Origin of the sequence: Rathayibacter sp. AY1C7 (genome assembly GCF_002931865.1) — a bacterium.
In the GTDB taxonomy this organism is placed as follows: domain Bacteria; phylum Actinomycetota; class Actinomycetes; order Actinomycetales; family Microbacteriaceae; genus Rathayibacter.
The window spans coordinates 1-25,611 of the sequence record NZ_PSWB01000004.1 but is presented as its reverse complement, the minus strand read 5'-3'; the positions used below and the strand labels follow the sequence as shown (position 1 = coordinate 25,611).

Genomic DNA, 25,611 nt, shown 5'->3' with positions numbered 1-25,611 from the left:
GCCTCCACCCCGCAGCCCACAGAGAGAACCACCGTGAGCCTCCTCCGCACCAAGTCCGTCGAGCAGTCGATCGCCGACACCGATGAGCCCGAGTACAAGCTCAAGAAGTCGCTGACCGCGCTCGATCTCACGGTCTTCGGCGTCGGAGTCGTCATCGGCGCCGGCATCTTCACCCTCACCGGCCGCGCCGCCCACGACATCGCCGGACCGGCGATCGTCCTGAGCTTCGTCGTCGCCGCCTTCGCCTGCGCCCTCGCGGCCATGTGCTACGCCGAGTTCGCCTCCACGGTCCCGGTGTCGGGCTCCGCCTACACCTTCTCCTACGCCTCCCTCGGCGAGCTCTTCGCCTGGATCATCGGCTGGGACCTGATCCTCGAGCTGTTCCTCGGAGCGAGCGTGGTCGCGCAGGGGTGGAGCGCGTACCTCGGGTCGCTGCTGCAGCAGCTGGGAGTGACCCTCCCGCCGGCGCTCACCTACGGCGGCGTGGTCGACGTGCCGGCGATCCTGCTCGTCCTCGTGCTCGGCGCGCTGATGACCTTCGGGATCAAGGAATCGCTGCGCGTCAACCTGGTGCTCGTCGCGATCAAGCTGTTCATCGTCCTGTTCGTCATCATCGCGGGCCTGCAGTTCGTCAACACCGCCAACTACACGCCGTTCGTCCCCGCCGCCGAGCCCTCGCCGTCCGCGTCCGGTCTGACCCAGCCGCTGCTCCAGTTCCTCTCGGGCATCGAGCCGGCCACGTTCGGGGTCGGCGGCATCATCGCCGGCGCCTCCCTGGTGTTCTTCGCCTACATCGGGTTCGACGTCGTCGCGACGACCGCGGAGGAGACCCGCCGCCCCCAGCGCGACCTGCCCATCGGCATCATCGCCTCGCTGATCATCTGCACGGTCCTGTACTGCGCCGTCGCCCTCGTCGTGACCGGCATGGTCCCCTACCGCGAGCTCGACCCGTCGGCCGCGCTCGCCAACGCGTTCGCCTACCACGGGCAGACCTGGATGGCGACGGTCATCTCGGCCGGCGCCGTCGCCGGTCTGACCACCGTCGTGCTGACGCTGCTGATCGGAGCGACGCGCATCATCTTCGCGATGGCGCGCGACGGACTCCTCCCCCGGCGCCTGGCCACCGTCCACCCGCGCCTGCGCACGCCGTGGTTCACCTCCGTGGTCGTGACCATCGTCGTCGCGCTGCTCGCCGGGCTCACTCCGATCGGCGTGCTCGAGGAGATGGTCAACATCGGAACGCTCTCGGCGTTCGTGCTGGTCTCGGTCGGCGTCGTGGTGCTGCGCCGCAAGCGGCCCGACCTGAAGCGCGGCTTCCGGGTCCCGCTGAACCCGTGGCTCCCGCTGCTCTCGGCCCTGATCTGCACCTACCTGATGCTCAACCTCTCGATCGAGACCTGGCTGCGCTTCCTGATCTGGCTGGCCGTGGGCTTCGCGATCTACTTCGCCTACTCGCGCAGCCACGCGAAGATCGGCACGAAGCCCTAGGGGGCCAGGCCCACCTTCGGCCTGGCCCAGGAGCGTCCGCGCGTGTCCTTGAGGATGTCGTACTCCACCTCGACGTGCGGCTCGATCGCGCTGTACTTGTCGTTCGGGGCGCCGATCACGAGCTGGAAGCCGAGACCGCGCCACGCACCGATCGCCCGCTTGGTGAAGTGGGCGTCGGCCTTGATCAGCGCCTCGTCCATGAAGACCGGGGCGTACCGGGGGCGGTCGGCTCCAGCGTCGCCGAGCTGGTAGCGCAGCGCTGCCCCGACGATGAAGGCGATCAGCTCCTGCGACTCCCCGCCGGACTTCTCGCCGATGTGGTCGTACAGCGCCACGTGCGCTCGGGTGACGGCGTCCACGCGCTCGGCGCTGACCCGGACGTGGTTGCGGACGTCGACGAGGTCGCCGAAGTCGGGCGCGGTGCGCCGCAGCCGCTGGATGAGCCGGGACATCCGCCGGTAGACCTGCTCGCGCTCCTCCTCCGCGGACACGGCCTGGATCTGCGCGCGCACCTCGCGGAGCTCGCGGCGGAAGCGACGGCGCACCTCCGACTGGTTCTCGCGCGTCGTGATCTGCAGGCGGTGGCCGTCGTCGTAGAACGGCAGATCCTGCATGATCACGTTGATCGGCTCGATCCGCTCGCGGATCTCCCGCAGCGAGCGGCCGAGCGTGGAGTCGAAGCTCGTGAGGTCGTTGCCGGAGAGCGTGAGCAGGCTGTCGCGCCACTCGGTCTCGAGCCGGTGCAGGCCGCTGGTCTCGAGGGCGTCGAGCAGCCGCTCGAAGTCGCCCGCGGACGCCTCGGGGTCCGCGAGCAGGTTGGGGTTCGGCCAGCGGTCGAGGAAGCCGGCCATGATCCGGCCGGCGCTCTCGCGCTGCTGCTCGTGCGCCTCGGCCGCGGAGCGGCGGTCCTCCGCCAGTCGCTGCGCTGCCGTGGCGAGCGCTGCGTCGAAGCGGACCAGGACGTCCGAGGCGCTGCCGGACGCCGCGGCCTCGGTCAGCGTGAACCGGGCGTCCAGGAAGGCGCGCTGGTCGTCGTCGAGCTCGCGTCCTGCGCGCTCCGCCGCATCGAGAACTGCCTGGCTCGCGTCGACGTCGTCGACCACGACGGCCCACTCCGCCTCGATCCGCTCGCGCTCCACACCGGCGCGGGCGATCTCCTGGCGGAGGCGCTCGAGGCGGCCGCGCAGCCCGTCGATCTGCTGCTGCAGCCCGGCGAGCTCGGGGTTCGCCTCCGCAGCCTCGGCGCCGACCGCCTCCCAGCGCTCCTGCTCGGCGAGCAGCGACTCGACGTCGACCGTCTCCCAGCTCACCAGCGCGAGGCGGGCGTGGCGCGTCATCCGGTCGTCGAGCGCATCGAGGGCCTCCTCCGCCGCCGACGCCGCCGAGACGGCCGCCGCGCTGCGGGCCCGGGCCGCCTCGACCAGGGCGTTCAGCTCGCGGAGTCGACGGGTGTTGGAGAAGCCGAGGACGTTCGCGGCGCCGTGGCCGCCGTGCGCACCGCGCTGCCCCTGCGAGAGCTGACCGGTGAGGGTCAGGGCGAGCCGGTGGCGTCCGAGCTCCGCAGCGCTGTCGACGCACACGTAGCCGAAGCGGTCCTCGAGCCGGTCCTGCAGCCAGCCGGTGAAGGCGGTGGCGCGGTAGTCGAGGCGCCCGGGCAGCGTCTGCGGGTCGAGGCCCCGCACCTCCTCGAGCCCGGTCTCCACGCCCTCGTAGCGGAGCCGAACCGGGAGCCGGAGGGAGTCGATGGCGCGGCGGAAGCGGTCGAGGTGGGCGGAGTCGATCATCAGCGTCGTCGCGAAGCCGCCGAGGGCGAGCGTGAACGCCTCGCGCCAGGGCTCGAACTCGGCACGCACCTCGACCAGCTCGCCGACGAAGGGCAGGTCGTCGGCGGTGAGGCCGGCTGCCTCCGCGATCCGCTCGCGCGCCTCGTGCAAAGGCCGGGGGATGCTGTCCCGACGGTCCGAGGCCGAGCGCTGCTCCGCCTCGAGCTCGGCGAGCTCGCGCGCCGCGGCCTTCCGCTCGGCGACCGCGTCCGACCAGGCCGCACGGGTGCTGCGCTTGGCGTCGGCCGCGCTCGCCGCCCGGGCGAGCACCGCCTCGAACCGCTCGCGGGTGGTCTCCGGCTCGCCGAGAGCGCGCAGGTCTTCCTCGAGCCGGGCGCGGTTCTCGCGCGCCGCTCCCAGCCGCCGCTCCACCTCGCGGAGCTCGCGCTGGGCCGTCTCGAGGCGGTCGCCGCCGGAGGCCCGCAGCACCTCGGCGAGCCCGTCCCGCTCCGACTCCGCCGCCTCGGCGAGCGCCCGCTTCTCGCGGAGCACGGCGTCGACGGCGCGGGTGCGCTCGCGCAGCTCGACCTCGACGTCGCGCAGCAGGCCGAGGCGCTGCTCAGCGCGCCACAGGGCCGCCGGCGACACCGGGGCGTCGAACTCCCCGAGCGCGTCGATGAGGCGCACGCGCTCCGCGGACGCGGCGATGCGCAGGCGCAAACCCCGCAACGGCTCGAGTGCCGCGACCTGCTGGCGCGCGGTGAGCATCCGCTGCCGCGTGCTCTCGAGCTCGTCGAAGTGGGCGACGACCGCGTCGGCGGAGGCCAGGGTCTCGGGCTCCTCGAGCACGAGCCGCTTGTAGAGGTCGTCGACGGTCGTGATCTGCTGACCGGCCTGGATGCGGGCGAGCAGGCTCATCGCCTTCGATCCGGCTCCCGCCGCTCCGATGCCGAGCACCGCGTGCAGACGCGCCGAGAACTCGCGATCGGTGCCGAGCGGATCCAGGCCCGCCGCGCGCAGCGACGCGTCGGAGAAGCGGTGCGCCGCCGCCCGGTCGAGCGCGGCGACGTCGACCGGGCCCTCGGCGCTCGCGCGGATCCGCACGGTCTCCTCGAGCACCCGGGAGCCGGCCGGGACGTACCAGGCGCGGACCGCGCTGAAGCGCGAGCCGTCGTGGTCGACCCAGGTCATCGCGACGGCGGTCCAGGTGTCGACTCCGTCGCCGCGCAGGACGCGCATGGTCGTGCCCTCGTCCGTGCGCGACTCGTCGAGCTTGCCGCGCGCGTAGGAGAGGATGTTGCGCTGGTCCTCGCCGCGCGGACGGCCCGTCACTCCGCCGTTCGAGGCGCCGTTGAACGGCGTGGTGTGCGGCATCATCAGGGCGATGTAGGCGTCCATCAGTGTGGACTTGCCGGAGCCGGAGCCGCCGCAGAGGAGCGTGGCGCCGGGCGAGAAGCGGACCCGGTGCGCGCCGTCGTAGCCGCCCCAGTTGACCAGCTGCAGGTCCTCGGCGAGCCACTGCTGACCGCGGGAGGCGGCGGGGATCAGGCCGAAGAGGGTGTCGAGCATCGTCATCGGGGGTCGTCCTCCGGGTCGGGGGTGTCGTCGTCGGTCGGCTCGTCGTCCAGCGGCTCGTCGTCCGCGACATCGGCTCCGGGCAGGACGCCGTCCGTGGGCGGGTCCGCGTCCTCGTCGAGGCCGTCGTCCTCGAGCGCGTCGTCGTCCGCCTGCTCCGGATCGTCCGAGCCGGGCTCCTCGGCGGGCGCCGCTTCTGCGACCACCGAGGAAGCGTCTTCGCCCGCCCGCCCGCGCAGCCAGTCGCTCAGCTCCCGCAGCTTCGGCGCGCTCAGCACGATCTCCACGATCGGGCTGATCCGGTACCGCCCTGCGGACTCCTCGTCGACGATGCCGTCGCGCCCGAGCCGCTCCAGCGCCTTGCGGACCATGCGCTGCCGGCGGGCGGTGTCGCGCTCGGCGTCGGCGAAGTAGCTGAGCACCGTCTGCTCGACCTCCTCGACGTCCACGCGCGCCGACGCCTCGCCGGCCGCCGACTCCCGCTGATGGACCGTGCGCAGGTGCACCAGCACCAGCGTCTCGGCGCGGGTGTAGGGGAGGTCGCGCAGCAGCACCGGCATCTCCACCTCGTCGGAGCGCACCTGCTGCTTGTAGGCGACCCCTCGCTCGTGGTCGACGACGAGCCGCACGAACAGGTCGTTCAGCCGCGACTCGATCAGCTGCCGGTGCTCCTGGAGCACGGCCCACTGCTCGCGGTGGCGGTCGGCGAGGAGGAAGCGGCGCTGCAGCACGTGCACGAGCACCCGGCGCACCTCGGTGTCGAGGACGCCGCGGTCGCCGGGGAAGAGCTCGTCGGGGTCCTCCTCCATCGACACGGGCGCGATGAACGGATCGGCGGCGGGCCCGTCGGTCGCCAGGGTGTCACTCATCGTCGGTCTCCTCCTCGGTGCGGGCGGTCACGGATCCGAAGGCGAAGCGGCGCACGGTCCCGTCGGGTCGGCGCGTGCTCACGACGGAGTAGCCCTCGCGGTCGACGAGGCCCGTCCGGTGCGCGATCTCGAGCAGCCCGAGCAGGTCGACGGGCCGTCGCGTGTCCTCCGGAGCCGCGCTGAACGCGTCCGCCAGATCGAACTCGTCGCCGAGCTCCGCCACGTAGGCCTCCAGCTCCGCGTAGCGGGGACCGCCCCAGGCCCGGCTGTCGTCGCCGACGAACTCGGCGTCGCCGTCGTCTCCGGCCAGGGGCGCCGGCCCGCCGGCCGGACGCACGTCTCCCAGGGTCTGGCGCAGGTGGCCGATCCCGGCGACGGGCAGGTGCCGCAGCGGCGCGACCGGCGCGTCCGGCGAGATCCCGCCCGTCCACTCCTGGAGCCCCGCCATCACGTCGCGCAGCAGCTCGTCCACCTGGCGGTCGCGAGCGGGGTCGTGGGTGCGGACCTGGCCCGTGATGACGTGGGACGCGCGGCGCTGCGCGGTCAGGACCTCCTGCACGCCCAGCTCCACCCGGCGGCCGATCGCGGCCAGCTCCGCGCGCTGGGCGGGGTCCATCAGGCGGGAGAACGGCTGCACGAGCACCGTGTGGAGCTGGTCGGCGAGCGCGTCGATCCGCTCGGGGTCGCCCAGGAGGCGGAGGGCTCCGGCGAACGCACGGCCCTCGCTGGTCGCCTGCATCACGTGCTGCCCGCGCTCGAGGTACTCCCGCAGCACCTCGCCGGTCGGGCGGACGTCGCGGCGCAGGTCCGCGACCACGTCGCGCTGCATCGCCTTGATCGACTCCGCCACCCGCGCGAAGTCGGCCGGCAGCTCGCGGGCGAGGTGCACCACGTTCTCGGCCTCCTCCAGGAGCTGCTCGTCGTCGGCAGGCTCGAGACCGGCGCCCTCCTCGAGGGCGGCGATCTCGACGTCCAGGCGCGCCCGCTCCTCGCGGAGCCGCGAGAGCCGGGCCTCCGGGTCGGGCTCGACGTCCGCGGCCAGCCGCTCGACCGCCTCCAGCAGAGTGCGCACCCGCGAGTTCGAGACGCGCGTGCGTCCGCCTCCGGTGCGCCCGGTGATCTCGAGGGCGCTCACGGCGTGGGCGCTCAGCCGGTAGACCTCGGCCTCGCCCTCGATCTGCGGCACGAGCCAGCCGACGCGGACCCAGTAGCGGCACACCTCGCGCGCCGTGCCGCTCGGCAGAGCGCGCTCGCCCTCGTCGTACCCGGCCGAGCGGAGCTCCTCGAGCAGCTCCCCCACCTCGGCGTGCGCGTCGGCGACCGCCACGGCCTGCCGGTCGACCGTGAACACGAGCGACAGAGCGGCGACGACGAAAGGCGCGTAGCGGCCGTGGAGGAGATCGAGTGTCGGCGTCCGGAAAGCGCCGAGGGAGCGCAGGTAGGCGGCCTCGGCGCGGGAGTTCGACATCGCCCTCAAGGATAGGCGGCGGGCCGGCATCGCGCGGACGAGGCGCCAGGGGCCGTCCCGCTCGCGGACCCGACCTCCTCGGCCCGCCCCGATCCTGCGAGCGGCAGGACGACGGCAGCCGCTCCTCGCCGTTCCGCCGGGGTCGCGATCTCGTCGACGCGAGGATCACCCGACGCCGTCACCAGCCCACAGCCGCCACCCCGCCCGCCGAGCTCACCGGTCCGCACCGCCACAGAGAGAACCCGGTGACCGCGGAGGCGTGCTCCCCCGACTCCGTCGCCGCCCGCCCCCACTCCTGCAGCTCGGTGCACCCGTCCGCCACCACGGCCTTCCGCACCGACTCGGTCGGCGGAGCGGAGTCCTTCAGCACCAGCAGAGGCGTGCGTCCTGCCGCGATCATCCGGGTGACGTCCTGCTCGGTGAAGACCCGCGCCTGGCCGGAGTAGCCGCCGTCGGTGAGCACGCTCGCGCCGGTCGCCGTGATGATCGGCGCCGAGATCGCCCAGGAGTCGGTGAGGAACAGGGGCGCTCCGTCCACCCCGCCGCCGGCGGCACGAGCGGCGGCGACCAGGCCGGTCTCGTCGGCGGTCATCGAGTCGTGCCCGCCGACCGCGTCCGGCGACGAGACCGCGAACGGAGCCGAGGTCTCGGCCCGCTGCGGGAAGCGCAGGCCGACGAGCGCGTCGCCGCCCGACCCGTCGAGGGACGCTTCGAGCACCTGCAGGCTGAACGCGACCGGCCCGGCCAGGATCACGACCGCTGCCGCGAGCGCGACGGGACGACGGCGGGCCGCTCCCCTACGGCTCCCGACCGCTCGCTCCACCGCACCGCCCCTCCGTCGCCGCGCCGCCACCGCGACCACGACGAGCCCTGCTCCGGCGAGCGCCGCGAACGGCAGGCCCAGCACCGCGGGCAGCTGCCCGCCCACGGCGAGCACCGCGCTCCACGCCGTCTGCGCGACGAGGAGGAGCGGCAGCGCCAGCCGCGCGACGACCCGGGTCGACGCGAGCAGCCGCACCGCTTCCGCCCAGCCCAGCGCCGCGAGGAGCGCCAGCTGCACTCCGATCGCCGCGACGTAGGCGGTGTGCGGCACCGTCGCCACCGAGAGCACCGCCGCCGCTGTCGCCAGCCACACCGCGGTCAGGACCAGGAGGGCGAACGGACCGCGGGTGCTCCCCCGCCGCGGCCGCCAGCGCACCGCCCCCAGGATCAGCCCCGCGAGCGCCGCGGGGTACAGCCAGCCCACCTGGGTCGCGTACTGCGCGAGCAGAAGCTTCACCGGCGACGATCCCGCCGCTCCGCCCATCGCCGCGACGTGGGCGGACGCGACGACGGCGCCGGGCACCGCGCCCGAGATCAGCCGGTCGAGCCCGTCGAATCCGAACACCATTGCGAACACGTCGTTCCCCGTCGACCCGTCGATGTACGGCCGGTCGCCCGCGGGCACCGCCTGGATCGCGACCGTCCACGCCACGGAGGCGCCCACCGCGACGGCCAGGAGCCCGCCCGTCCAGGCGAGGGCTCGGCGCCACCCGTGCACCCCGACGAGAGTCGCCACCACGAGCGCCGGCAGGACGAACCAGGCCTGCATCATCTTCGCCTGGAAGCCGATCCCGATGGACAGCCCGGTCATCAGGAGCGGCCACCACCGCCCGGTCAGCACCGCGCGCTGCCACCACACCAGCGCCACGGCGAGTGCCGCCGTGAGCAGCCCGTCCTCCATCGGGTGCCCGAACATCGACACGAGGATCGGCGTGCTCGCCGCCGCTGCCGCCGCGACCAGCCCGAGCCCCCGGCCGCCCCACCGGAGCCCGACGACCGAGCACGCCGCGACCGTGATCAGCCCCTCGATCAGCTGCGGCAGCGCGATCGACGACGTCGACATGCCGAACAGCCGGATGCTCAGCGCCTGCGGCACCGCGAACCCCGCCAGCTTGTCCAGCGTCACCGTGGCGGCGGGATCGAAGGCTCCGAACGCCAGCGCGTGCCACGACTCCGACATCGACCGTGCCGCCGCCTCGTAGAAGACGGCGTCTCCGCCCCGGGCGAGATTCCACCCGGTGAGCACCGCCGACCCGATCAGGATCGCCAGGAGGGTGAGCCGCGCCCACCAGGGTTCCCGCCACCAGCGGGCGAGCGGAGCGGAGTCGGTCACGTCCACCGACGCTAGGGAGCCGGCCTGCCGCCGCCCTTGCGGGCGGTCGGGGAGACGCCGTGCATGCCGCTCCGGCTTCTCAGTCCGGACGCCGCCGGCACGGCCGACGACCAGGAAGGGTGCCGCGCCGCCCCGGTGACCCTCTAGGGTGCGGACATGCCCCGTTCCATGGCCGACCTCTCCTTCCGCCGCGCCCAGTGGGAGCAGCGCTACTCACCGCACGTGGCTCCCGTGAACCGCTGGATCGACGAGCTGCGGAACCCCTACGGACGCGGCTGGCTGCCCTACGTCGCGCCCCTGCACGGCGGAGTGGAGGCGCGCGTCCTCAGCGTCCTCCGCGATCCCGGCCCCGCCACTCAGGACGGCATCGGAAGCGGCTTCCTCTGCACCGAGAACGACGACCCGACGGCGGAGCTCATGGCCGGGCTGATGGACGAGGTGGGCCTCGCCCCCGTCGACCTGCTGCCGTGGAACGCCTACCCCTGGTACATCAACCAGGCGCCGAACGCCGAGCAGCTCGACGCCGGCGTCGAGACCGTCCTGCATCTGCTCGCGCTCGCCCCCGACGTCGAGGTGGTCCTCCTGCAGGGCGGCGACGCCGATCACGGCTGGCGGCGCCTCCTCAGGCGGCACCCGGCGATCGAGCGCGAGCGCGGCCTCACGGTGATCCGCACCTTCCATCCGTCGCGACAGGCGCTCTGGGCACGGGATCCCGCCGAGCGGGAGGCGCGCTCCGCTCGACGTCGCGAGGCCTTCGCCGAGGTCGCCGCAGCGCTCCGGTGAGCGGTCCGCAGCATCACGACGAGGCCCGGAAACGACGGAAGCCCTGACGACGACCAGTGGTCTCATCAGGGCTTTCCGTCGGGCTGACAGGATTTGAACCTGCGACCCCTTGACCCCCAGTCAAGTGCGCTACCAAGCTGCGCCACAGCCCGTGGCAGACCGGGCCGAGGCCCGGGCAACTCGACTACCTTAGCGGATGCCGACGCCGGAAGTGAAAACGAGCGGGCCCCGTAGACTCGCTGCGCGGAACGCGTCGGCACGGGTCGACGCGCCGTCGGCAGCTCGGGAGGCGTCAGCAGTGGATGCGCGGCAGAAGCGATCACAGGTGGCCCTGCACCGGGCCATCATCGAACTCGCGACCGGCCGCGACGTCGCCACCCTCACCGTCTCCGAGATCACGGATCTCGCCGGCGTGAACCGCTCCACCTTCTACGCCCACGCCTCCTCCGCCGCAGAACTGCTCTGCGCAGCCCTGCAGGACGAGCTCGACGCGATCCGCGAGGGCTACCTCCAGCAGCTCCGGAGCGGCGCCACGACCGACGCGAGCATCCGCGAGGGCACCTCCCGCGTCCTCGGCCACCTGGACGGCCACCGCGACCTCTACCTCCGCGCCTTCGACGCCCCCGGCGGCGACTCGGGCCTCCGCTCGATGCTCGCGGGGCACTTCCGCACCGCCGTCTCCGCGACGCTCGACACCGGGATCCTCGACGTCCCGCCCGCGGACGCACCGCTCGGGTTCCTCGAGGACGCGACGGCCTCGTTCCTCGCGGCGGGCTCCGTCGGCCTGATGGAGCAGTGGCTCCGCCTGCCCGCGCCCCGCGATCCCGGCAGCTACCTCGCCGCCTACCGACGGCTCCTGCCGCCGTGGTGGCCCTTCGCCACCGGCGACTGACCGGCCTCCCGGCCCTGCCGACGCCCGCTCGGAGAGACGACCTCCCGGTTCGAGGGACGCCGCTGGGCCTCCGGCAGCGCCGCGCCGCCCGTCACTCCCGCTCGAGACGAGTGCGATCTGCTCGACCGAGACGCACCGGAGCGGCATCCGCCCCCGCGACTCGACGACCGTTCCTCCCGGAGACGCGGACGGCCCGCGGGAGGAGCTCCCACGGGCCGGACACGGTGCGGCTGCGCTCAGCGCGCGCGCTTCTCGCGGACGCGCATGTTGACGTTCACCGGCGAACCCTGGAAGCCGTAGATCTCACGCAGGCGGCGCGCGATGTAGCGGCGGTAGCCCGGGTCGAGGAACCCGGTCGTGAAGAGGACGAATGTCGGCGGGCGCGACGAGGCCTGCGTGCCGAAGAGCACGCGGGGCTGCTTGCCTCCGCGGAGGGGGTGCGGGTGCGCCGCGGTGAGCTCGGCGAGGAACGCGTTGAACTTGCCTGTCGGGATGCGCGTGTCCCACGACTCGAGGGCGAGCTCGAGCGCCGGCACGAGCTTCTCGAGGTGGCGACCGGTGCGGGCCGAGATGTTGACGCGGGGCGCCCACGCCACGTGGGCGAGGTCGGTCTCGATCTCGCGCTCGAGGTAGCGGCGGCGCTCGTCGTCGAGGAGGTCCCACTTGTTGAAGGCGAGCACGAGCGCCCGGCCCGACTCCAGCACCAGGTCGATGATGCGGACGTCCTGCTCCGAGATCGGCTGCGAGACGTCGAGGACGACGACGGCGACCTCGGCCTTCTCGAGCGCGGTCGAGGTGCGCAGCGACGCGTAGAAGTCGGCGCCCTGCTGGAGGTGCACGCGGCGGCGGATGCCCGCGGTGTCGACGAAGCGCCAGACCTTGCCGGCGATCTCGACCTGCTCGTCGACCGGGTCGCGCGTGGTGCCGGCGAGCTCGTTGACGACGACCCGCTCCTCCCCCGCCGCCTTGTTGAGCAGGCTGGACTTGCCGACGTTCGGGCGGCCGAGGATCGCGACGCGGCGCGGCCCGCCGACCTCGCGCTTGGCGACGGCCGACTCCAGAGGGAGCTTCTCGAGCACCGCGTCGAGAAGGTCGGCGACGCCGCGGCCGTGGACGGCCGAGACGGGGCGGGGCTCGCCCAGGCCGAGCGACCACAGCGAGGCGGCGTTCGGCTCCTGGCGGGCGTCGTCCACCTTGTTGGCGGCGAGGAAGACCGGCTTCTTCGTCTTGCGCAGCAGCTTCACGACGTGCTCGTCGGTCGCGGTCGCGCCGACGTTCGCGTCGACGACGAAGATGACGGCGTCGGCGAGGTCGATGGCGATCTCGGCCTGCATGGCGACGGAGGCGTCGATGCCGCGGGCGTCGGGCTCCCAGCCGCCGGTGTCGACGATGGTGAACGCCCGGTCGATCCACTCCGCCTTGTAGGACACGCGGTCGCGCGTGACGCCCGGGGTGTCCTCGACGACGGCCTCGCGGCGGCCCAGGATGCGGTTCACCAGCGCGGACTTGCCGACGTTGGGGCGGCCCACGATCGCCACGACCGGGAGGGCGGGGAGGTAGCGGACCTCGTCCGAGTCCTCCCCGGCGAACTCGAGGAGGTCGAGGTCCTCCTCGTCGAGGTCGTAGTCCTCGAGTCCGCTGCGGAGCGCCTGCGCGCGTGAGGAGGCGAGCTGCTCGTCGAGGTCGCCGAGGCGCTCGACGAGGTCGTCGTCTCCGAAGTTCAGCTCGTCGTCACCGACGTGCGTGTCCTGTGCCATGACCGGCCCTTGCTCTCGAAGTTCGGACCTCGGCGACGACCGCGTCGACGGTCTGCTCGAAGTCGAGATGAGTGGAGTCGAGAAGAGTGACTCCTTCTGCGGCGTTCATGAAGTCGACCACCTGCGAGTCGGCGCGGTCCCTCGACCGCAGCGCCTGACCCGTCGCCTCGGCGGATTCCGTGGTGACCTCGCGCGAACGCCTGGCCATTCTAGCCTCTTCGCTCGCCGTCAGCAGGATCCGGACCGGAGCGGTCGGTGCGACGACCGTCGTGATGTCGCGGCCCTCGACGATGATGCCCTCCCGACGCGTCTCGCCGATGATCCTCCGGAACAGCAGTGTGATCCTCCGACGGACCTCGGGGACCTTCGCCACGGCCGAGACGCGCGCGGTCACCCGGGGCTCGCGGATGGCGGTGGTCACCTCGGTCGGACCGACCCACACCGAGTACGACTCGGGGTCGGTGCCGATGGAGTAGTCGAAGCCGTCGAGCGCGTCGACGATCGCGTCCTGGTCCTCGAAGTCGAGGCCGCGGTCGAGCCCGTGCCAGGCGAGCGCGCGGTAGGCCGCTCCCGTGTCGAGGAACTCGAAGTCGAGGCGGCGGGCGGCAGCCCTCGACACGCTGGACTTGCCGCTGCCGGCCGGGCCGTCGATGGCGACCACGACGGCCTCGCCGAAGTCGCCCTGCTCGGCGGCCTCGGAGCGCGCCTCGCGCTCGGGAGCCGCGCCCCCGTCCTCCGGGATCCTCTGCTGTGCCCGGCGGGCGGGCGTCATCCTGTTCAGGCCGCCCTCCTGCCTGTTCTGCTCGGTGCTCATCCGGCGATCCTCCAGCCGCGTATGGTCAGTTCTTCGGTCAGCGGCGCGACCGCTTCGGGCACCACCGAGATCTCGGCGAGACCCACTCGGCGCCCCTGCGCGTGCTCGAGGCGCACGTCCTCGAGGTTGACGCCCGCCTCGCCGATCTCGACCAGGAGTCGCGCGAGGGTTCCGGGAGAGTCGTCGACGAGGACGATCAGGGTCGAGAAGCGCTGGTCCTGGCCGTGCTTGCCGGGCAGGCGCGCCACTCCGGCGTTGCCCGCGGCCAGGTGCTCGGCGAGCACGCGGCGCGAGCCGGGCGCCTCGAGGTCGCGGAGAGCGTCGGCGACCGCGGCGACGTCGTCGCGGAAGGCGTCGAGCACCGCGACGACGTGCTCGCGGTTCGCGGCCAGGATCTGCATCCAGAGCTCGGGGGCCGAGGCCGCCAGGCGCGAGACGTCGCGGACGCCCTGCCCGGCGAGGCGGAGCGCCGCGTTCGGGGCGTCGAGGAGGCGCTGGCCGAGCAGTGACGAGATCACCTGCGGGGCGTGCGAGACGAGGCCGACCGAGAGGTCGTGCTCCTCCGGGTCCATCTCGACGATGGTGCCGCCGAGGTCGAGAGCGAGGCCCTCCACCCGCGCGAGCGCGTCGGGCGCGGTCTCGCCGTCGCGGCAGATCACCCAGGGTCTGCCGACGAAGAGGTCTCCCCGCGCGGCGACCGGTCCGCCGCGCTCGCGGCCGGCCATCGGGTGCGAGCCGATGTAGCGGGCGAGGTCGACGCCGCGGGAGCGCAGCTCGCGCAGCGGCTGGGTCTTGACGCTCGCCACGTCGGTGACGACGGCTCCGGGATGCGCCGCGAGCTCGCGCTCGACGACGCTCGCGGTGACGTCAGGGGGGACGCAGACGACGACGACGGAGGGCCGGTCGTCGGCGGAGGCGGCGCGGCCGGCCCCGTAGTCGATGGCGAGAGAGAGGCTCGCGGGCGAGGCGTCGTCGAGGACGACGTCGATCCCGCGGGAGGCGAGGCCGAGGCCGATGGAGGCGCCGAGCAGTCCGGAGCCGACCACCCGCACCGTCCCGGTCGTCCGCATCGCGGGCGGCGCGGGGTGCAGGAGCTCGTTCACCCCGACAGCCTAGCGATCGGCACGGCGCTGCTTGTCGGCGCCGGACCGGCGCGGAGGACCGTCGCTCCGCCCGCCGCCGGCGGAGGAGCCGCCGCGATCGGACGACCGTCCCGCCGAGCCGCCGCGGTCGGACGACCGTCCGGACGATCCGCCGCGATCCGAGGATCGCCCGGCCGAGCCGCGCTCCGCCGGGGCGACGCGCTCGCCGCTGTCAGGCCGGGGCCGCCGCGCACCCGCGCTCGCCTTCTTCGAGGGGACCGCGGGAGCGGCCGCCACCGCCTCGCCGCCCTGCCGCGCGATCGTGAGCAGCGCGCCCAGCTCCTCCCGGGTCAGGTCGCGCAGATCGCCCGAGCGCAGGGTGCCCAGGTGCAGCGGCCCGAACTGGCGCCGGACGAGCTCGATCACCGGGTGGCCGACCGCCGCCATCATCCGGCGGACGACCCGGTTGCGACCGGAGTGCAGGGTGATCTCGACGAGCGAGGCGTTCGAGCGGCCCTCCGGCCGGCCGAGGAGACGCGCCTTGTCGGCGGCCACCGGTCCGTCGTCGAGCTCGATCCCGGTGGTCAGCGTCGCGATCGTCTGCGGGAGCACCTGCCCGTGCACCTTCGCGATGTAGGTCTTCGTCACTCCGAACGACGGGTGCGCGAGGACGTGGGCGAGCTCGCCGTCGTTGGTCAGCACCAACAGGCCCGAGGTCTCGGCGTCGAGGCGCCCGACGTTGAACAGCCGCTCCTCGAAGTTCTTCGTGTAGAGGCTGAGGTCGGTGCGTCCGTTCTCGTCCGCCAGCGAGCTGACGACGCCGATCGGCTTGTTGAGCATGACGTAGCGGCGCGAGGTGTCCAGCTGCACCGCGACCCCGTCGACCTCGATCCGGTCGGTCGCCGGGTCGATGCGGCGGCCGAGCTCGTCCGCCACCTCGCCGTTGACGCGGATCCGCCGCGCCACGATCATCTCCTCGACCACTCGTCGGGAGGCGACCCCCGCTGCCGCGAGGACCTTCTGCAGTCGTTCGCCGTCGGGGCCGCTGTCAGGCGCGCTCATCGAATCCGTCTCTTCCGTCGCTCAGTAGGGGGGAGATCTTCGGCAGCTCGTCGAGCGAGGTGAGGCCGAGGTGCACGAGCAGCTGCTCGGTGGTGCCGTAGAGGACCGCGCCCGTCTCGGGGTCGTGGCCGACCTCCGCGATGAGGCCGCGGCCGAGGAGGGTGCGCGCGACGGAGTCGACGTTGACCGCGCGGATCTGCGCGACCTGACCGCGCGAGACCGGCTGCTTGTAGGCGATCACGGCGAGCGTCTCGAGCGCCGCCTGCGAGAGCCGCGTCGGGTTCTGCGTCAGGACGAAGTCCCTGACCACCGGGTCGTACTCGCGGCGCACGTAGATCCGCCAGCCGGCACCGACCTCGCGCAGCTCGAAGCCCCGGCGGATCGCCCCGTCGGCGCCGTCGTAGTCGGCTACCAGGCGCTCGATCGACTGGCGGACCACGGCGATCGGCCTCGACAGCGCGGTCGCGAGGGAGGCGAGCGGCTGCGGCTCGTCCGCGACCATCAGGATCGCCTCGATCGCCCGGTCGATCTCGAACGCGACGGTCCCGGGGCCGGCGTCAGGAGTCATAGTCGGCTCCGAGCGCGGCGAGGCTCGCATCGCTCCACTGCTCGGCGACCCAGCGCAGCGTGAGCTCGCCGAGCGGCTCCGGCTGGTCGAACGAGATCGCGGCGTGCCGGTAGAGCTCGAGCACGGCCAGGAAGCGCGCGACGATCACGCCCTTCTCGTCGGCGTCCGCGATCAGCTCGCCGAAGGTGGCCCTCCCGCGGGCGCGCAGCACCGCCACGACGTGGGCGGCCTGCTCCCGGATGCTGATCTGCGGGGCGTGCAGGTGGTCCAGGCCCACCGTCGGCAGCTCGCGCGGAGCGAGGGCGACGGTCGCGAGGGCGGCGAAGTCGGCGGGCGACAGGGTCCAGACGAGCTCCGGCTTCGCGGACCGGTACTCCTCCTCCAGAGGCACGTCCCGCACGTGGCGGGCGGTCTCGATCGCGATCCGCTCGGCGAACCACGACGACACCTGCTTGAAGGCCCGGTACTGCAGGAGCCGGGCGAACAGCAGGTCTCGCGCCTCCAGCAGCGCCGCGTCCTCCGCGTCCACGAGCTCGCCCTGGGGCAGGAGTCCGGCGATCTTCAGGTCGAGGAGCGTCGCGGCGACGACGAGGAACTCCGACGCGCGGTCCAGCCCCTCGAGCGAGTCGATCCCGTGCAGGTACGAGAGGAACTCGTCCGTCACGGCGCGCAGCGCGATCTCGGTGATGTCGACCTGCTGCTTCGCGATGAGGCTCAGCAGGAGGTCGAACGGACCCTCGAAGTTGGTCAGCGCGAGGTGGAACCCGATGGGAGCGGCGCGCTCCTCGAGGAGGACCTCAGGCGACCGCGCCACGCGAGATCAGCTCCCTGGCGAGCTTGCGGTACGCCTTCGCGGCGTTGTGCTCGGGCGCGAACTGGGTGATCGGGACGCCGGACACGCTGGCGTCCGGGAACTTCACCGTGCGGCCGATCACCGTCTCGAGCACGCTGTCGCCGAAGGCGTCGACCACCCGGTCGAGCACCTCCCGCGAGTGCAGGGTGCGGGAGTCGTACATCGTGGGCAGGATGCCGTCGAGCTCGATCACCGGGTTGAGCCGGTCGCGGACCTTGTCGATCGTCTCGATCAGCAGGGCGACGCCGCGCAGCGCGAAGAACTCGCACTCGAGCGGGATGAGGACGCCGTGGCTCGCGGTGAGCGCGTTGACCGTGAGCAGGCCCAGCGAGGGCTGGCAGTCGATCAGGATGACGTCGTAGTCCGCGCTCACCTTGCGGAGCACGCGAGCGAGGATCTGCTCGCGCGCGACCTCGTTGACGAGATGGACCTCGGCGGCGGAGAGGTCGATGTTGGCCGGGATGACGTCCAGGCCCGGCACGCGGGTCCTCCGGATCGCCTCGGCCGGGTCCTTCACGGTGCCGAGGAGCAGGTCGTAGATCGTGATGGCGTCGTAGGTCGTGACCCCGAGGCCGGCCGAGAGGGCGCCCTGCGGGTCGAAGTCGATGGCCAGCACGCGGCGGCCGTACTCGGCGAGGGTCGCGCCCAGGTTGATGGTCGTCGTCGTCTTGCCGACGCCGCCCTTCTGGTTGCAGAGCGAGATGATTCGAGCGGGGCCGTGACCGGTGAGCTCCACCGGCAGCGGGAATTCGCGCAGGGGGCGGCCGGTCGGGCCGAGCGTCGGGGCTTCGAGACCGGTGAGCTCGGCCTTGTCGTCCGTCTTGCGTGTCACCTGCGTCGTCCTCGCTTCCGTGGCGGCGTGCGCTCCCGCGCGGCCTCCGACGAGTGTACCGGCGCCCCGCTCCCCGGCCGCCGCGCCCCGCCGCGCGGGGCCGCGGCTCTAGCGCCGCGCTCGCGGGTGCGCGGACGTGTAGACGTCCCGGAGCGTGTCCGCCGTCACCAGCGTGTAGATCTGCGTCGTCGCCACCGAGGCGTGCCCGAGGAGCTCCTGCACCACGCGGACGTCGGCACCGCCCGCGAGCAGGTGGGTCGCGAACGAGTGCCGGAAGGTGTGCGGCGAGATCTCCCGGTCCAGCCCGGCCTTCTCGGCGACGGCGCGGATGACCAGCCAGGCGCTCTGCCGCGACAGGCGGCTCCCGCGGACCCCCAGGAAGAGCGCCGGCGTCGCGCGCCCCCTCCGCGAGAGCTCGGGCCGCGCACGGACGAGGTACTCGTCGACCGCCTCGCGGGCGAAGCGGCCGAGCGGCACCATCCGCTGCTTGGACCCCTTGCCCGTCAGCCGCACCACCTCCGCGGCGACCACGTCGTCGACGTTCAGGTCCACCGCCTCCGAGATGCGCGCGCCCGTCGCATAGAGCAGCTCCAGCAGGGCCCGGTCCCGCAGGTCCGCGAGCTCCTCGCCGCGCGCCGCGTCGAGCAGTGCCGCCATCTGCTCGACCGTGACCGCCTTCGGCAGGGTCATCGGGATCTTCGGCGGCACCACGTCCCGGGCAACGTCGTCCGCGACGACCCCCTCCTCGAGGGCGAAGCGGTGCAGCCCTCGGACGCTCGAGAGGATCCGTGCGCGCGAGCTCGCCGCGAGCGGCCGCTCCGGGCGTGCGGCCAGCCAGGAGGAGAACTCCCCCACGTCGACCCGTCCGAGCTCCGCCAGATCGACGGTCCCGCGCTCCTCGAGCCAGCCGAGGTAGAGCTCCAGGTCGCGCCGGTAGGCCGCGAGCGTGTGCGCCGAGAGCCCGCGCTCCACGCTCGCCTGCCGGAGGTACGCCTCGGCGCAGGCGTGGGGGCTCACCCCCGGGGGTGGCGGACCCGCGGGTGGCGCGTCCACGGCGAGGACGCGTCGCCCAGCCCGTCCCAGTCGCGCGAGCGGAACGCGTGCGCCGCGAGCACCGCGATCGTCAGCGAGGGGTTCTGCACCCGGCGGGCGAGGACCGCCTCGACCGCCTCGTCCAGCGGCACCCACCGCAGCTCCATGTCGGCCTCCTCCGCCTCGCGGTCGAAGGCGGAGCCGGTGGACGAGAGCCCGCGGGCCAGGTAGATCCGGATGACCTCGTCGCTGCCGCCCGGCGAGGTGGCGAACTCCGAGAGCAGGTCCCAGCGCTCGGCCTGCAGGTCCGTCTCCTCGCCCAGCTCCCGCTGAGCGGCGACCAGGGGATCCTCGCCCTCCACGTCGAGCAGGCCGGCCGGGATCTCCCACTCGCGGGTGCGGACAGGGTGCCGGTACTGCTTGATCAGGGCGACGCGGTCCTCGTCGTCGAGGGCCAGCACGGCGACGGCTCCCGTGTGATCGAGGAACTCCCGGCGCAGCTCGCCGCCGCCGTAGCGGAACGTCTCGGCGCGGACGCCCCAGACCATCCCGTCGAAGACGCGCTCACTGGTCAGGACCTCCGGCTCGACGAGCTCGTCCGACAGCGGCTCACTCATCGGCGCCCGCCTCCGATGCCGGGAAGAGGCGCGAGGCCTCCTGGCGCTCGAGGGCGGCGGTCACGAGGCCGCGGAAGAGCGGGTGCGCGGCGTTCGGGCGCGAGCGAAGCTCCGGGTGCGCCTGCGTGCCCACGTAGTAGGGGTGCTTCTCGCGGGGCAGCTCGACGTACTCCACGAGGTGGCCGTCGGGCGAGAGGCCCGAGAACCAGAGCCCCGCCTCGGCGATCCGGTCGCGGTAGCGGTTGTTGACCTCGTAGCGGTGACGGTGGCGCTCGGCAGCCTCAGGTGCGCCGTACACCTCGGCGACGATCGAGCCCTCGGCGAGCTCGGCCGTGTAGAGGCCGAGGCGCATCGTGCCGCCCATGTCCCCGGACGCGAGGATCTCGACCTGCTCGGCCATCGTCGCGATGACGGGGAACTCCGTCTCCGGGTCGAACTCCGACGACGAGGCCCCCTCGAGGCCGGCCTCGTTGCGGGCGTACTCGATGACCATGCACTGCAGGCCGAGGCAGAGCCCGAGGGTCGGTATCCCGTTCTCCCGCGCGAAGCGCAGCGCGCCGAGCTTGCCCTCGATGCCGCGGATGCCGAAGCCGCCGGGCACGCAGATGCCGTCGAGCTCGGAGAGCGCCTTGGCCGCAGCCTCGGGGTCCTCGAGCCCGTCGGAGGCGATCCAGCGGATGGCGACCTTCGTCTGCTGCGCGAAGCCGCCGGCCCGCAGAGCCTCCGTCACGGAGAGGTAGGCGTCGGGCAGGTCGATGTACTTCCCGACCAGGCCGATGGTGACCTCGTGCTTGGGCTCGTGCACGGCCTCGAGCAGTCGCGACCAGCCGTCCCAGACGACCTCGCCGGCCGGGAGGCCCAGCTGGTCGATGATGTAGGCGTCGAGGCCCTGCTCGTTGAGCATCTGCGGGATCTCGTAGATCGACGCGACGTCCTTGGCGTTGACCACGGCCTGCTCGTCGACGTCGCACATCAGCGCGATCTTGCGCTTGTTCGACTCCGAGACGGGCCGGTCGCTCCGCAGCACCAGGGCGTCCGGCTGGATGCCGATCGAGCGCAGCGCCGCGACGGAGTGCTGGGTGGGCTTGGTCTTCTGCTCGCCGGAGGCGCCCATGAAGGGCACCAGCGAGACGTGCACGAAGAAGACGTTGCGGCGGCCGAGCTCGTGGCGGACCTGGCGGGCCGACTCGATGAACGGCTGGCTCTCGATGTCGCCGACGGTGCCGCCGATCTCGGTGATGATGACGTCCGGCTGCGGGTCGTCCTCCGACTGGAGGCGCATGCGCCGCTTGATCTCGTCCGTGATGTGCGGGATGACCTGGACCGTGTCGCCGAGATACTCGCCGGCGCGCTCCCGCGCGATGACCCGCGAGTAGATCTGGCCGGTCGTGACGTTCGCGGCCTGGTTCAGGTTGATGTCGAGGAAGCGCTCGTAGTGGCCGATGTCGAGATCGGTCTCGGCGCCGTCGTCGGTCACGAAGACCTCGCCGTGCTGGAACGGGTTCATCGTCCCCGGGTCCACGTTGAGGTACGGGTCGAGCTTCTGCATGACGACGCGCAGCCCGCGCGCGGTCAGCAGGTTGCCCAGGCTCGCGGCAGTGAGTCCCTTGCCGAGCGAGGAGACGACACCGCCGGTGACGAAGATGTGCTTCGTGATCTTCGAGGGGGCGTCCTGCCCGGCCGTCGAAGCGCTCCGGGTCGAGGACCCGGAGGAGCCCTCGGGATCCGAGGGAGAAGAAGAGGAAAGGCCCGCGTTCGTAAAGTCCACCACGGGGTTCCACCGTAACAGCAGAACGGCGGCGGCGGACCGCCCGGGACGGATCGATGTCGTCCCGGGCCGCTCGCGATCAGCCCCGCCGACTCGATTCGAGGAGCTCCCGCGCATGAGCGAGAGCGTTGGCGGAGTCGGTGAGCCCCGAGAGCAGGCGCGCCATCTCGGACACCCGCTCCTCGGAGTCGAGCTGCGTCACGGCGCTCGAGGTCACCGCGCCGTCCGAGCCCTTCTCGACGCGGAGGTGGTTCGTGGCGAATGCGGCGACCTGCGCGAGGTGGGTCACCACGATGACCTGCGACGTCTCGGCGAGCCGCGCGAGCCGTCGGCCGATCTCGATCGCCGCCGCTCCGCCGACCCCTGCGTCGACCTCGTCGAAGACGAACGTCGGCACGGGGTCGTTGGCGGCGACCACGACCTCGATCGCGAGCATCACCCGCGAGAGCTCGCCTCCCGAGGCTCCGCGGGCGAGGGGCCGGGGTGCGGCCCCGGTGTGCGGCTGGAGCAGCATCTCGACGGAGTCGCGCCCGTGGACGCTCGGCTCCCCCGCGGCCGTCACCTTCACGTGCAGGTGCGCATCCGCCATGGCCAGCGCGGTGAGCTCGTCGCTGACCCGCTCCCCCAGCTCGGCGGCCGCCGCGGTCCGCAGCTCGGTCAGCCGGGTCGCGAGGCGGTCGACGAGGTCCGCGTCGGCAGCGGTGTCTGCCTCGAGAGCCGCGATCCTCTCGTCGTCGCCGTCGAGCTCGAGCAGGCGGAGTCCGGAGGAGTCCACCAGGTCGAGCACGTCGTCCAGCGTCGGTCCGTAGGTGCGGGCGAGCAGAGACAGCTCCGCCCGCCGGTTCTCGATCAGCTCCAGGTCGTGCGCGCCGTCGAGGTCGAGCTCCGCCAGGTACGAGGAGAGCCCGCCGGCGGCGTCGACGAGGAGCACCGCCGCCTCGCCGAGCGTCTGGACCGTCGGCTGCAGGGCGGCGTCGTGCTCGGCCGCCCGCTCCAGCACGCGCCGCGCCGTCTCGAGGAGCCCGAGCGCGTCCCGCCCGTCCAGCTCCTCGGACGAGATCGCCTCGCGGGCCTCGCCGGCGGCGAGCCGCAGCTGCTCGATGCTCCCGAGCCGGGCGGACTGCGCCGCGAGCTCGACGTCCTCCCCGCGCTGGGGGGCGACCACCTCGATCTCGGCGAGGGCGGAGCGGAGCCGTTCGGCTTCGCGGGCGCGCGTCTCCCGGGCCTCGGTGAGCGAATCGAGCTCCTCCCGGTTGGCCCGCCAGCGCTCGAAGGCGCTCGCGTAGTCGCGGAGGGCGTCGGCGAGACCGGGTCCGCCGAACCGGTCGAGCGCCTCGCGTTGCGCCGCGGCGGAGCGGAGGCGGATCTGGTCCGACTGCCCGTGCACGACGACCAGCTGATCGGCGAGCTCGCTCAGCACGCTGACCGGTGCGCTCCGGCCGCCGACGACGGCTCGCCCGCGTCCCTCCGCCGAGACGGACCGCGCGAGGAGCAGCTCCGGGCCGTCGAGATCGCCGCCGGCGTCGTGGACGCGCTCGGCGACCGGGCCCTCCTCGGGGACCAGCCAGCGCCCCGACACCCAGGCCTGCTTCGCTCCCGAGCGCACCGCGGACGCGTCCGAGCGCGCGCCCAGCACGAGGCCGAGCGCCGTGACCACCATCGTCTTGCCGGCGCCGGTCTCGCCGGTGACCGCGGTGAAGCCCGGTCCGAGCGGGAGCGTCGCCTCGGCGATGACTCCGAGGTCGCGGATCTGCAGCTCTTCGAGCATCGGGCCTTACTCCGTCTCCGCCGACCCCCGCCATCCGCGGATGGGGAGACCGAACTTGTGCACGAGTCGATCGGTGAAGGGGGCGTCGTGCAGGCGTGCGAAGCGCACGGGCACGGGCGAGCGCCGGTAGACGACGCGCGCTCCCGGCGGCAGCTCGTAGGCGCGCCGGCCGTCGGCCCAGAGGACGCCGACGCCGTCGGTCCTCTCCTTGACCTCGACGGCGAGGCTCGACGACGGGCCCACGACGAGGGGCCGCGCGAAGAGCGCGTGGGCACTGAGCGGAACGAGGAGCATCGCCTCGACGGTCGGCCACACGACGGGGCCGCCCCCGGAGAAGGCGTAAGCGGTGGAACCGGTCGGAGTGGACACGACGATGCCGTCGCAGCCGAAGCTCGACAGCGGACGTCCGTCGACGCCCACCATGACCTCGAGCATCCGCTCGCGGCTGCCCTTCTCGACGGTCGCCTCGTTGAGCGCCCAGGTCTCGTAGACGACGGCCTCGTCGATCTTGACGCGCACCTGCAGGGTCATCCGCTCCTCGACCGCGTAGTCGCCGTCGAGCGCACGGGCGACGGCGTCGTCGAGATCGTCCCGCTCGCTCTCCGCGAGGAACCCGACGTGGCCGAGGTTCACGCCGAGCAGAGGGGCCGTCCCGGACCGGACGATCTCCGCTGCGCGGAGGATGGTCCCGTCCCCGCCGAGCACGAACACGAGCTCGATGGACTCGAGCGGCACGTCGGACCCGAGCACGGCGACGTCGCTCAGATCCGGAGCGACCGCGACGATGTCGCCCTTGTCGTCGGCGCAGAGGACGGGGTGGGCGCCGGAGTTCCGGAGGCGCTCGACGACGAGGACCGCCGCATCGAGGGAGTCCGTCCGTCCGGTGTGGGCGACGACGAGGATGTTGCGCTCGTCACGAGGGGACTGCATCGAGGGTGTGTCCTTCTGGTCGGTCGACAGCGGCGGACACGATCGCGTCATCCGGTGGTGAGCGCGGTGACCGCGTCCCTCCATTCTGTCGGAATCGTTCCACGGTCGCGGTGGAGGTGCGCCAGATACTCGCGATTCCCAGCGCCCCCCGGGAGTGGCGACTCGGCCAGGCCGACGACGCCGAGCCCCAGGTCCCACGCCGACCACAGGACGTCCGAGAGGGCCTCGCGACGCAGCTCGGGATCCCGGACGATCCCCTCCCGCACTCCCAAGCGGCCGACCTCGAACTGCGGCTTCACCAGCACCACGAAGTCGGCGAGCGGATCCACAGAGGCGGCGACCGGAGGCAGAACCATCCGCAGGGAGATGAAGGACACGTCGGACACGACCAGGTCCGGCACGATCGCGGTCCTGGCGGCTTCGGCGAGCCGGGCGGCGGTGAGATCCCGCGCATTGAACCCCTCCACCACGTGGACGCGATCGTCGGACCGGATCCGCGGAGCGAGCTGGGCATGCCCGACGTCGAGCGCGATCACCGAGGCGGCGCCGCGCTCGAGCAGGACCTGCGAGAACCCGCCCGTCGACGCCCCGACGTCGAGAGCGTTCCGGCCGGCGACTCGCACCGTCGCGAAGGTGTCGAGGGCGGCGAGCAGCTTGTGGGCGGCTCGGCTGACGTAGTGGTCGAGGCCGGCGACCGCGACGTCCTGATCGTCGCGGACGCGGATCGAGGGCTTCAGTGCAGGGACGCCGTCCACCGTCACCAGACCGTCGGCGATCATCCGAGCGGCATGGGTGCGGGACCGGGCGATGCCACGTTCGGCGAGAGCCGAGTCGAGTCGCGAGTCTTCGGTCATCGCTCGCGGTCCGCGTTCTCGAGTCGGATGCGCAGCTGCTCCTGCAGCTGGACGTATCCGGCTGCCCTCTCGTCGAGCGCAGTCTGCTCGATCCGGAGGAGCTCGTCTGACAGGACGTGTTCCTCCACGACGTCGAAGCCGTTCTGGAGCGGCCTCGATTCCGGAGAGGGCGTCGGGTCGTGCTGAGTCATCGCTGCTCCTCGTTCCGGAGTCGGGCGACGACGGTCATCGTCGCTCCGGCCGGTACTGTTCGTCCTCGAACAGAGACCGACCGGTTAAACAGCGATGGCCACCCATTTCTGGGTGGCCATCGTGAATGGTGTCCGGCGGTGTCCTACTCTCCCACAGGGTCCCCCCTGCAGTACCATCGGCGCTGAGAGTCTTAGCTTCCGGGTTCGGAATGTGACCGGGCGTTTCCCTCTCGCTATGGCCGCCGTAACCCTGGCGACACACGCACCCGAGGGCACATGGTCAAATCTGGGTTACACGCCGTGCGTGTATTCAATTGTTCCGCTCCTCCCGAAGGAGGATGCGGGGTGCCCGTCTTCTGGGAACCACAAAGTGGACGCAAGCAATCTCTGGCCACTCCTACCAGCCTTTACAACGGTATGAGTGTAGTGATTATCAAGTTATCGGCTTATTAGTACCGGTCAGCTCCGACAGTCTTTAGTCCTGTCTTCC

Annotated in this window: 20 protein-coding genes, 1 tRNA gene, 1 rRNA gene and 1 pseudogene; 3 read left to right on the top strand and 20 right to left on the bottom strand. The window is 72.6% G+C overall.

The genetic code is table 11. The features are described from left to right. Positions 1–33: 33 nt before the first annotated feature. Positions 34–1,488, top strand: a complete 1,455-nt coding sequence (locus C5C69_RS03015) for an amino acid permease (protein WP_104257295.1) — start codon at positions 34–36, stop codon at positions 1,486–1,488. On the opposite strand, the gene C5C69_RS03010 is transcribed toward C5C69_RS03015, so the two are convergent. From C5C69_RS03010 to C5C69_RS02995, 4 genes are all read right to left on the bottom strand, one after another. Further along, entirely contained in the window at positions 1,485–4,826 is a 3,342-nt protein-coding gene (locus tag C5C69_RS03010; protein WP_104257294.1) for an ATP-binding protein, read from the bottom strand. The two genes, C5C69_RS03015 and C5C69_RS03010, sit on opposite strands and share 4 nt — an antisense overlap. Next, on the bottom strand, positions 4,823–5,695 hold the full coding sequence (locus C5C69_RS03005) for a DUF4194 domain-containing protein (protein ID WP_104233383.1): 873 nt from the start codon (positions 5,693–5,695) through the stop codon (positions 4,823–4,825). The genes C5C69_RS03010 and C5C69_RS03005 overlap by 4 nt, the downstream gene beginning before the upstream one ends. Further along, positions 5,688–7,163, bottom strand: a complete 1,476-nt coding sequence (locus C5C69_RS03000; protein WP_104257293.1) for a DUF3375 domain-containing protein — start codon at positions 7,161–7,163, stop codon at positions 5,688–5,690. Before C5C69_RS03000 ends, C5C69_RS03005 begins: the two co-directional genes overlap by 8 nt. 178 nt (positions 7,164–7,341) lie before the next feature. Beyond that, positions 7,342–9,318, bottom strand: a complete 1,977-nt coding sequence (locus tag C5C69_RS02995; protein WP_104257335.1) for a glycosyltransferase family 39 protein — start codon at positions 9,316–9,318, stop codon at positions 7,342–7,344. A gap of 156 nt (positions 9,319–9,474) precedes the next feature. On the opposite strand from C5C69_RS02995, the gene C5C69_RS02990 reads away from it, so the two are divergent. Next, positions 9,475–10,101: a uracil-DNA glycosylase gene (locus C5C69_RS02990; protein ID WP_104257292.1), complete on the top strand. Its 627-nt coding sequence runs from the start codon at positions 9,475–9,477 to the stop codon at positions 10,099–10,101. 78 nt (positions 10,102–10,179) lie between these two features. Here the strand turns inward: C5C69_RS02990 and C5C69_RS02985 are convergent. Continuing rightward, positions 10,180–10,253 (bottom strand) — tRNA-Pro (locus C5C69_RS02985). A 173-nt stretch (positions 10,254–10,426) separates the two neighbouring features. Here C5C69_RS02985 and C5C69_RS02980 point away from each other — a divergent pair. Next, the gene (locus C5C69_RS02980) at positions 10,427–10,993 is read left to right on the top strand and encodes a TetR/AcrR family transcriptional regulator (RefSeq protein WP_104257291.1); all 567 of its coding nucleotides are present in this window, start codon (positions 10,427–10,429) and stop codon (positions 10,991–10,993) included. 236 nt (positions 10,994–11,229) lie between these two features. Here C5C69_RS02980 and der read toward each other — a convergent pair whose 3' ends face one another. The 15 genes and pseudogenes from der to rrf all read right to left on the bottom strand — a co-directional run bounded on the left by der (position 11,230) and on the right by rrf (position 25,368). Further along, the gene (gene der, locus C5C69_RS02975) at positions 11,230–12,750 is read right to left on the bottom strand and encodes a ribosome biogenesis GTPase Der (RefSeq protein ID WP_104222506.1); all 1,521 of its coding nucleotides are present in this window, start codon (positions 12,748–12,750) and stop codon (positions 11,230–11,232) included. Continuing rightward, complete coding sequence (cmk, locus tag C5C69_RS02970; protein ID WP_258065121.1) at positions 12,725–13,564, bottom strand: (d)CMP kinase; 840 nt, start codon at positions 13,562–13,564, stop codon at positions 12,725–12,727. Before cmk ends, der begins: the two co-directional genes overlap by 26 nt. Next, entirely contained in the window at positions 13,561–14,634 is a 1,074-nt protein-coding gene (locus C5C69_RS02965) for a prephenate dehydrogenase (protein WP_104222605.1), read from the bottom strand. Before C5C69_RS02965 ends, cmk begins: the two co-directional genes overlap by 4 nt. Positions 14,635–14,937: 303 nt before the next feature. Beyond that, positions 14,938–15,708, bottom strand: a pseudogene (locus C5C69_RS02960) (pseudouridine synthase); the annotation flags it as partial. Beyond that, positions 15,695–16,276 (bottom strand): SMC-Scp complex subunit ScpB, encoded by a 582-nt coding sequence (gene scpB / locus C5C69_RS02955; RefSeq protein ID WP_104233388.1) that lies wholly within the window; start codon positions 16,274–16,276, stop codon positions 15,695–15,697. The gene scpB and the pseudogene C5C69_RS02960, both read right to left, overlap by 14 nt. Continuing rightward, complete coding sequence (locus C5C69_RS02950) at positions 16,266–17,090, bottom strand: ScpA family protein (RefSeq protein ID WP_104233389.1); 825 nt, start codon at positions 17,088–17,090, stop codon at positions 16,266–16,268. Before C5C69_RS02950 ends, scpB begins: the two co-directional genes overlap by 11 nt. Next, positions 17,074–17,961: a ParA family protein gene (locus tag C5C69_RS02945; RefSeq protein WP_104233390.1), complete on the bottom strand. Its 888-nt coding sequence runs from the start codon at positions 17,959–17,961 to the stop codon at positions 17,074–17,076. Before C5C69_RS02945 ends, C5C69_RS02950 begins: the two co-directional genes overlap by 17 nt. A 108-nt stretch (positions 17,962–18,069) precedes the next feature. Next, positions 18,070–18,978, bottom strand: coding sequence for a site-specific tyrosine recombinase XerD (gene xerD / locus C5C69_RS02940; RefSeq protein WP_104233391.1), 909 nt, complete (start codon positions 18,976–18,978; stop codon positions 18,070–18,072). Beyond that, positions 18,975–19,610 (bottom strand): NUDIX hydrolase, encoded by a 636-nt coding sequence (locus tag C5C69_RS02935; RefSeq protein WP_104233392.1) that lies wholly within the window; start codon positions 19,608–19,610, stop codon positions 18,975–18,977. The genes xerD and C5C69_RS02935 overlap by 4 nt, the downstream gene beginning before the upstream one ends. Then, positions 19,603–21,267, bottom strand: a complete 1,665-nt coding sequence (locus tag C5C69_RS02930; RefSeq protein ID WP_104222604.1) for a CTP synthase — start codon at positions 21,265–21,267, stop codon at positions 19,603–19,605. The genes C5C69_RS02935 and C5C69_RS02930 overlap by 8 nt, the downstream gene beginning before the upstream one ends. 190 nt (positions 21,268–21,457) lie before the next feature. After that, positions 21,458–23,146: a DNA repair protein RecN gene (gene recN, locus C5C69_RS02925; RefSeq protein WP_104233393.1), complete on the bottom strand. Its 1,689-nt coding sequence runs from the start codon at positions 23,144–23,146 to the stop codon at positions 21,458–21,460. Positions 23,147–23,152: 6 nt separating this feature from the next. Further along, positions 23,153–24,076: an NAD kinase gene (locus tag C5C69_RS02920; RefSeq protein ID WP_104222498.1), complete on the bottom strand. Its 924-nt coding sequence runs from the start codon at positions 24,074–24,076 to the stop codon at positions 23,153–23,155. Between the two features lie 47 nt (positions 24,077–24,123). Then, complete coding sequence (locus tag C5C69_RS02915) at positions 24,124–24,930, bottom strand: TlyA family RNA methyltransferase (protein WP_104233394.1); 807 nt, start codon at positions 24,928–24,930, stop codon at positions 24,124–24,126. Then, on the bottom strand, positions 24,927–25,121 hold the full coding sequence (locus C5C69_RS02910; RefSeq protein ID WP_104233395.1) for a hypothetical protein: 195 nt from the start codon (positions 25,119–25,121) through the stop codon (positions 24,927–24,929). Before C5C69_RS02910 ends, C5C69_RS02915 begins: the two co-directional genes overlap by 4 nt. Positions 25,122–25,251: 130 nt before the next feature. After that, positions 25,252–25,368, bottom strand: a 5S ribosomal RNA gene (gene rrf, locus C5C69_RS02905). Between the last annotated feature and the right edge of the window lie 243 nt (positions 25,369–25,611).

Excerpts from the sequence above, each read along its gene's own strand:
- C5C69_RS03010 (WP_104257294.1), bottom strand. The coding sequence starts at position 4,826 with ATGACGATGCTCGACACCCTCTTCGGCCTGATCCCCGCCGCCTCCCGC.
- C5C69_RS03005 (WP_104233383.1), bottom strand. The coding sequence starts at position 5,695 with ATGAGTGACACCCTGGCGACCGACGGGCCCGCCGCCGATCCGTTCATC.
- C5C69_RS03000 (WP_104257293.1), bottom strand. The coding sequence starts at position 7,163 with ATGTCGAACTCCCGCGCCGAGGCCGCCTACCTGCGCTCCCTCGGCGCT.
- C5C69_RS02990 (WP_104257292.1), top strand. The coding sequence starts at position 9,475 with ATGCCCCGTTCCATGGCCGACCTCTCCTTCCGCCGCGCCCAGTGGGAG.
- der (WP_104222506.1), bottom strand. The coding sequence starts at position 12,750 with ATGGCACAGGACACGCACGTCGGTGACGACGAGCTGAACTTCGGAGAC.
- cmk (WP_258065121.1), bottom strand. The coding sequence starts at position 13,564 with ATGAGCACCGAGCAGAACAGGCAGGAGGGCGGCCTGAACAGGATGACG.
- C5C69_RS02965 (WP_104222605.1), bottom strand. The coding sequence starts at position 14,634 with ATGCGGACGACCGGGACGGTGCGGGTGGTCGGCTCCGGACTGCTCGGC.
- scpB (WP_104233388.1), bottom strand. The coding sequence starts at position 16,276 with ATGACTCCTGACGCCGGCCCCGGGACCGTCGCGTTCGAGATCGACCGG.
- C5C69_RS02935 (WP_104233392.1), bottom strand. The coding sequence starts at position 19,610 with ATGAGTGAGCCGCTGTCGGACGAGCTCGTCGAGCCGGAGGTCCTGACC.
- recN (WP_104233393.1), bottom strand. The coding sequence starts at position 23,146 with ATGCTCGAAGAGCTGCAGATCCGCGACCTCGGAGTCATCGCCGAGGCG.
- C5C69_RS02920 (WP_104222498.1), bottom strand. The coding sequence starts at position 24,076 with ATGCAGTCCCCTCGTGACGAGCGCAACATCCTCGTCGTCGCCCACACC.
- C5C69_RS02915 (WP_104233394.1), bottom strand. The coding sequence starts at position 24,930 with ATGACCGAAGACTCGCGACTCGACTCGGCTCTCGCCGAACGTGGCATC.
- C5C69_RS02910 (WP_104233395.1), bottom strand. The coding sequence starts at position 25,121 with ATGACTCAGCACGACCCGACGCCCTCTCCGGAATCGAGGCCGCTCCAG.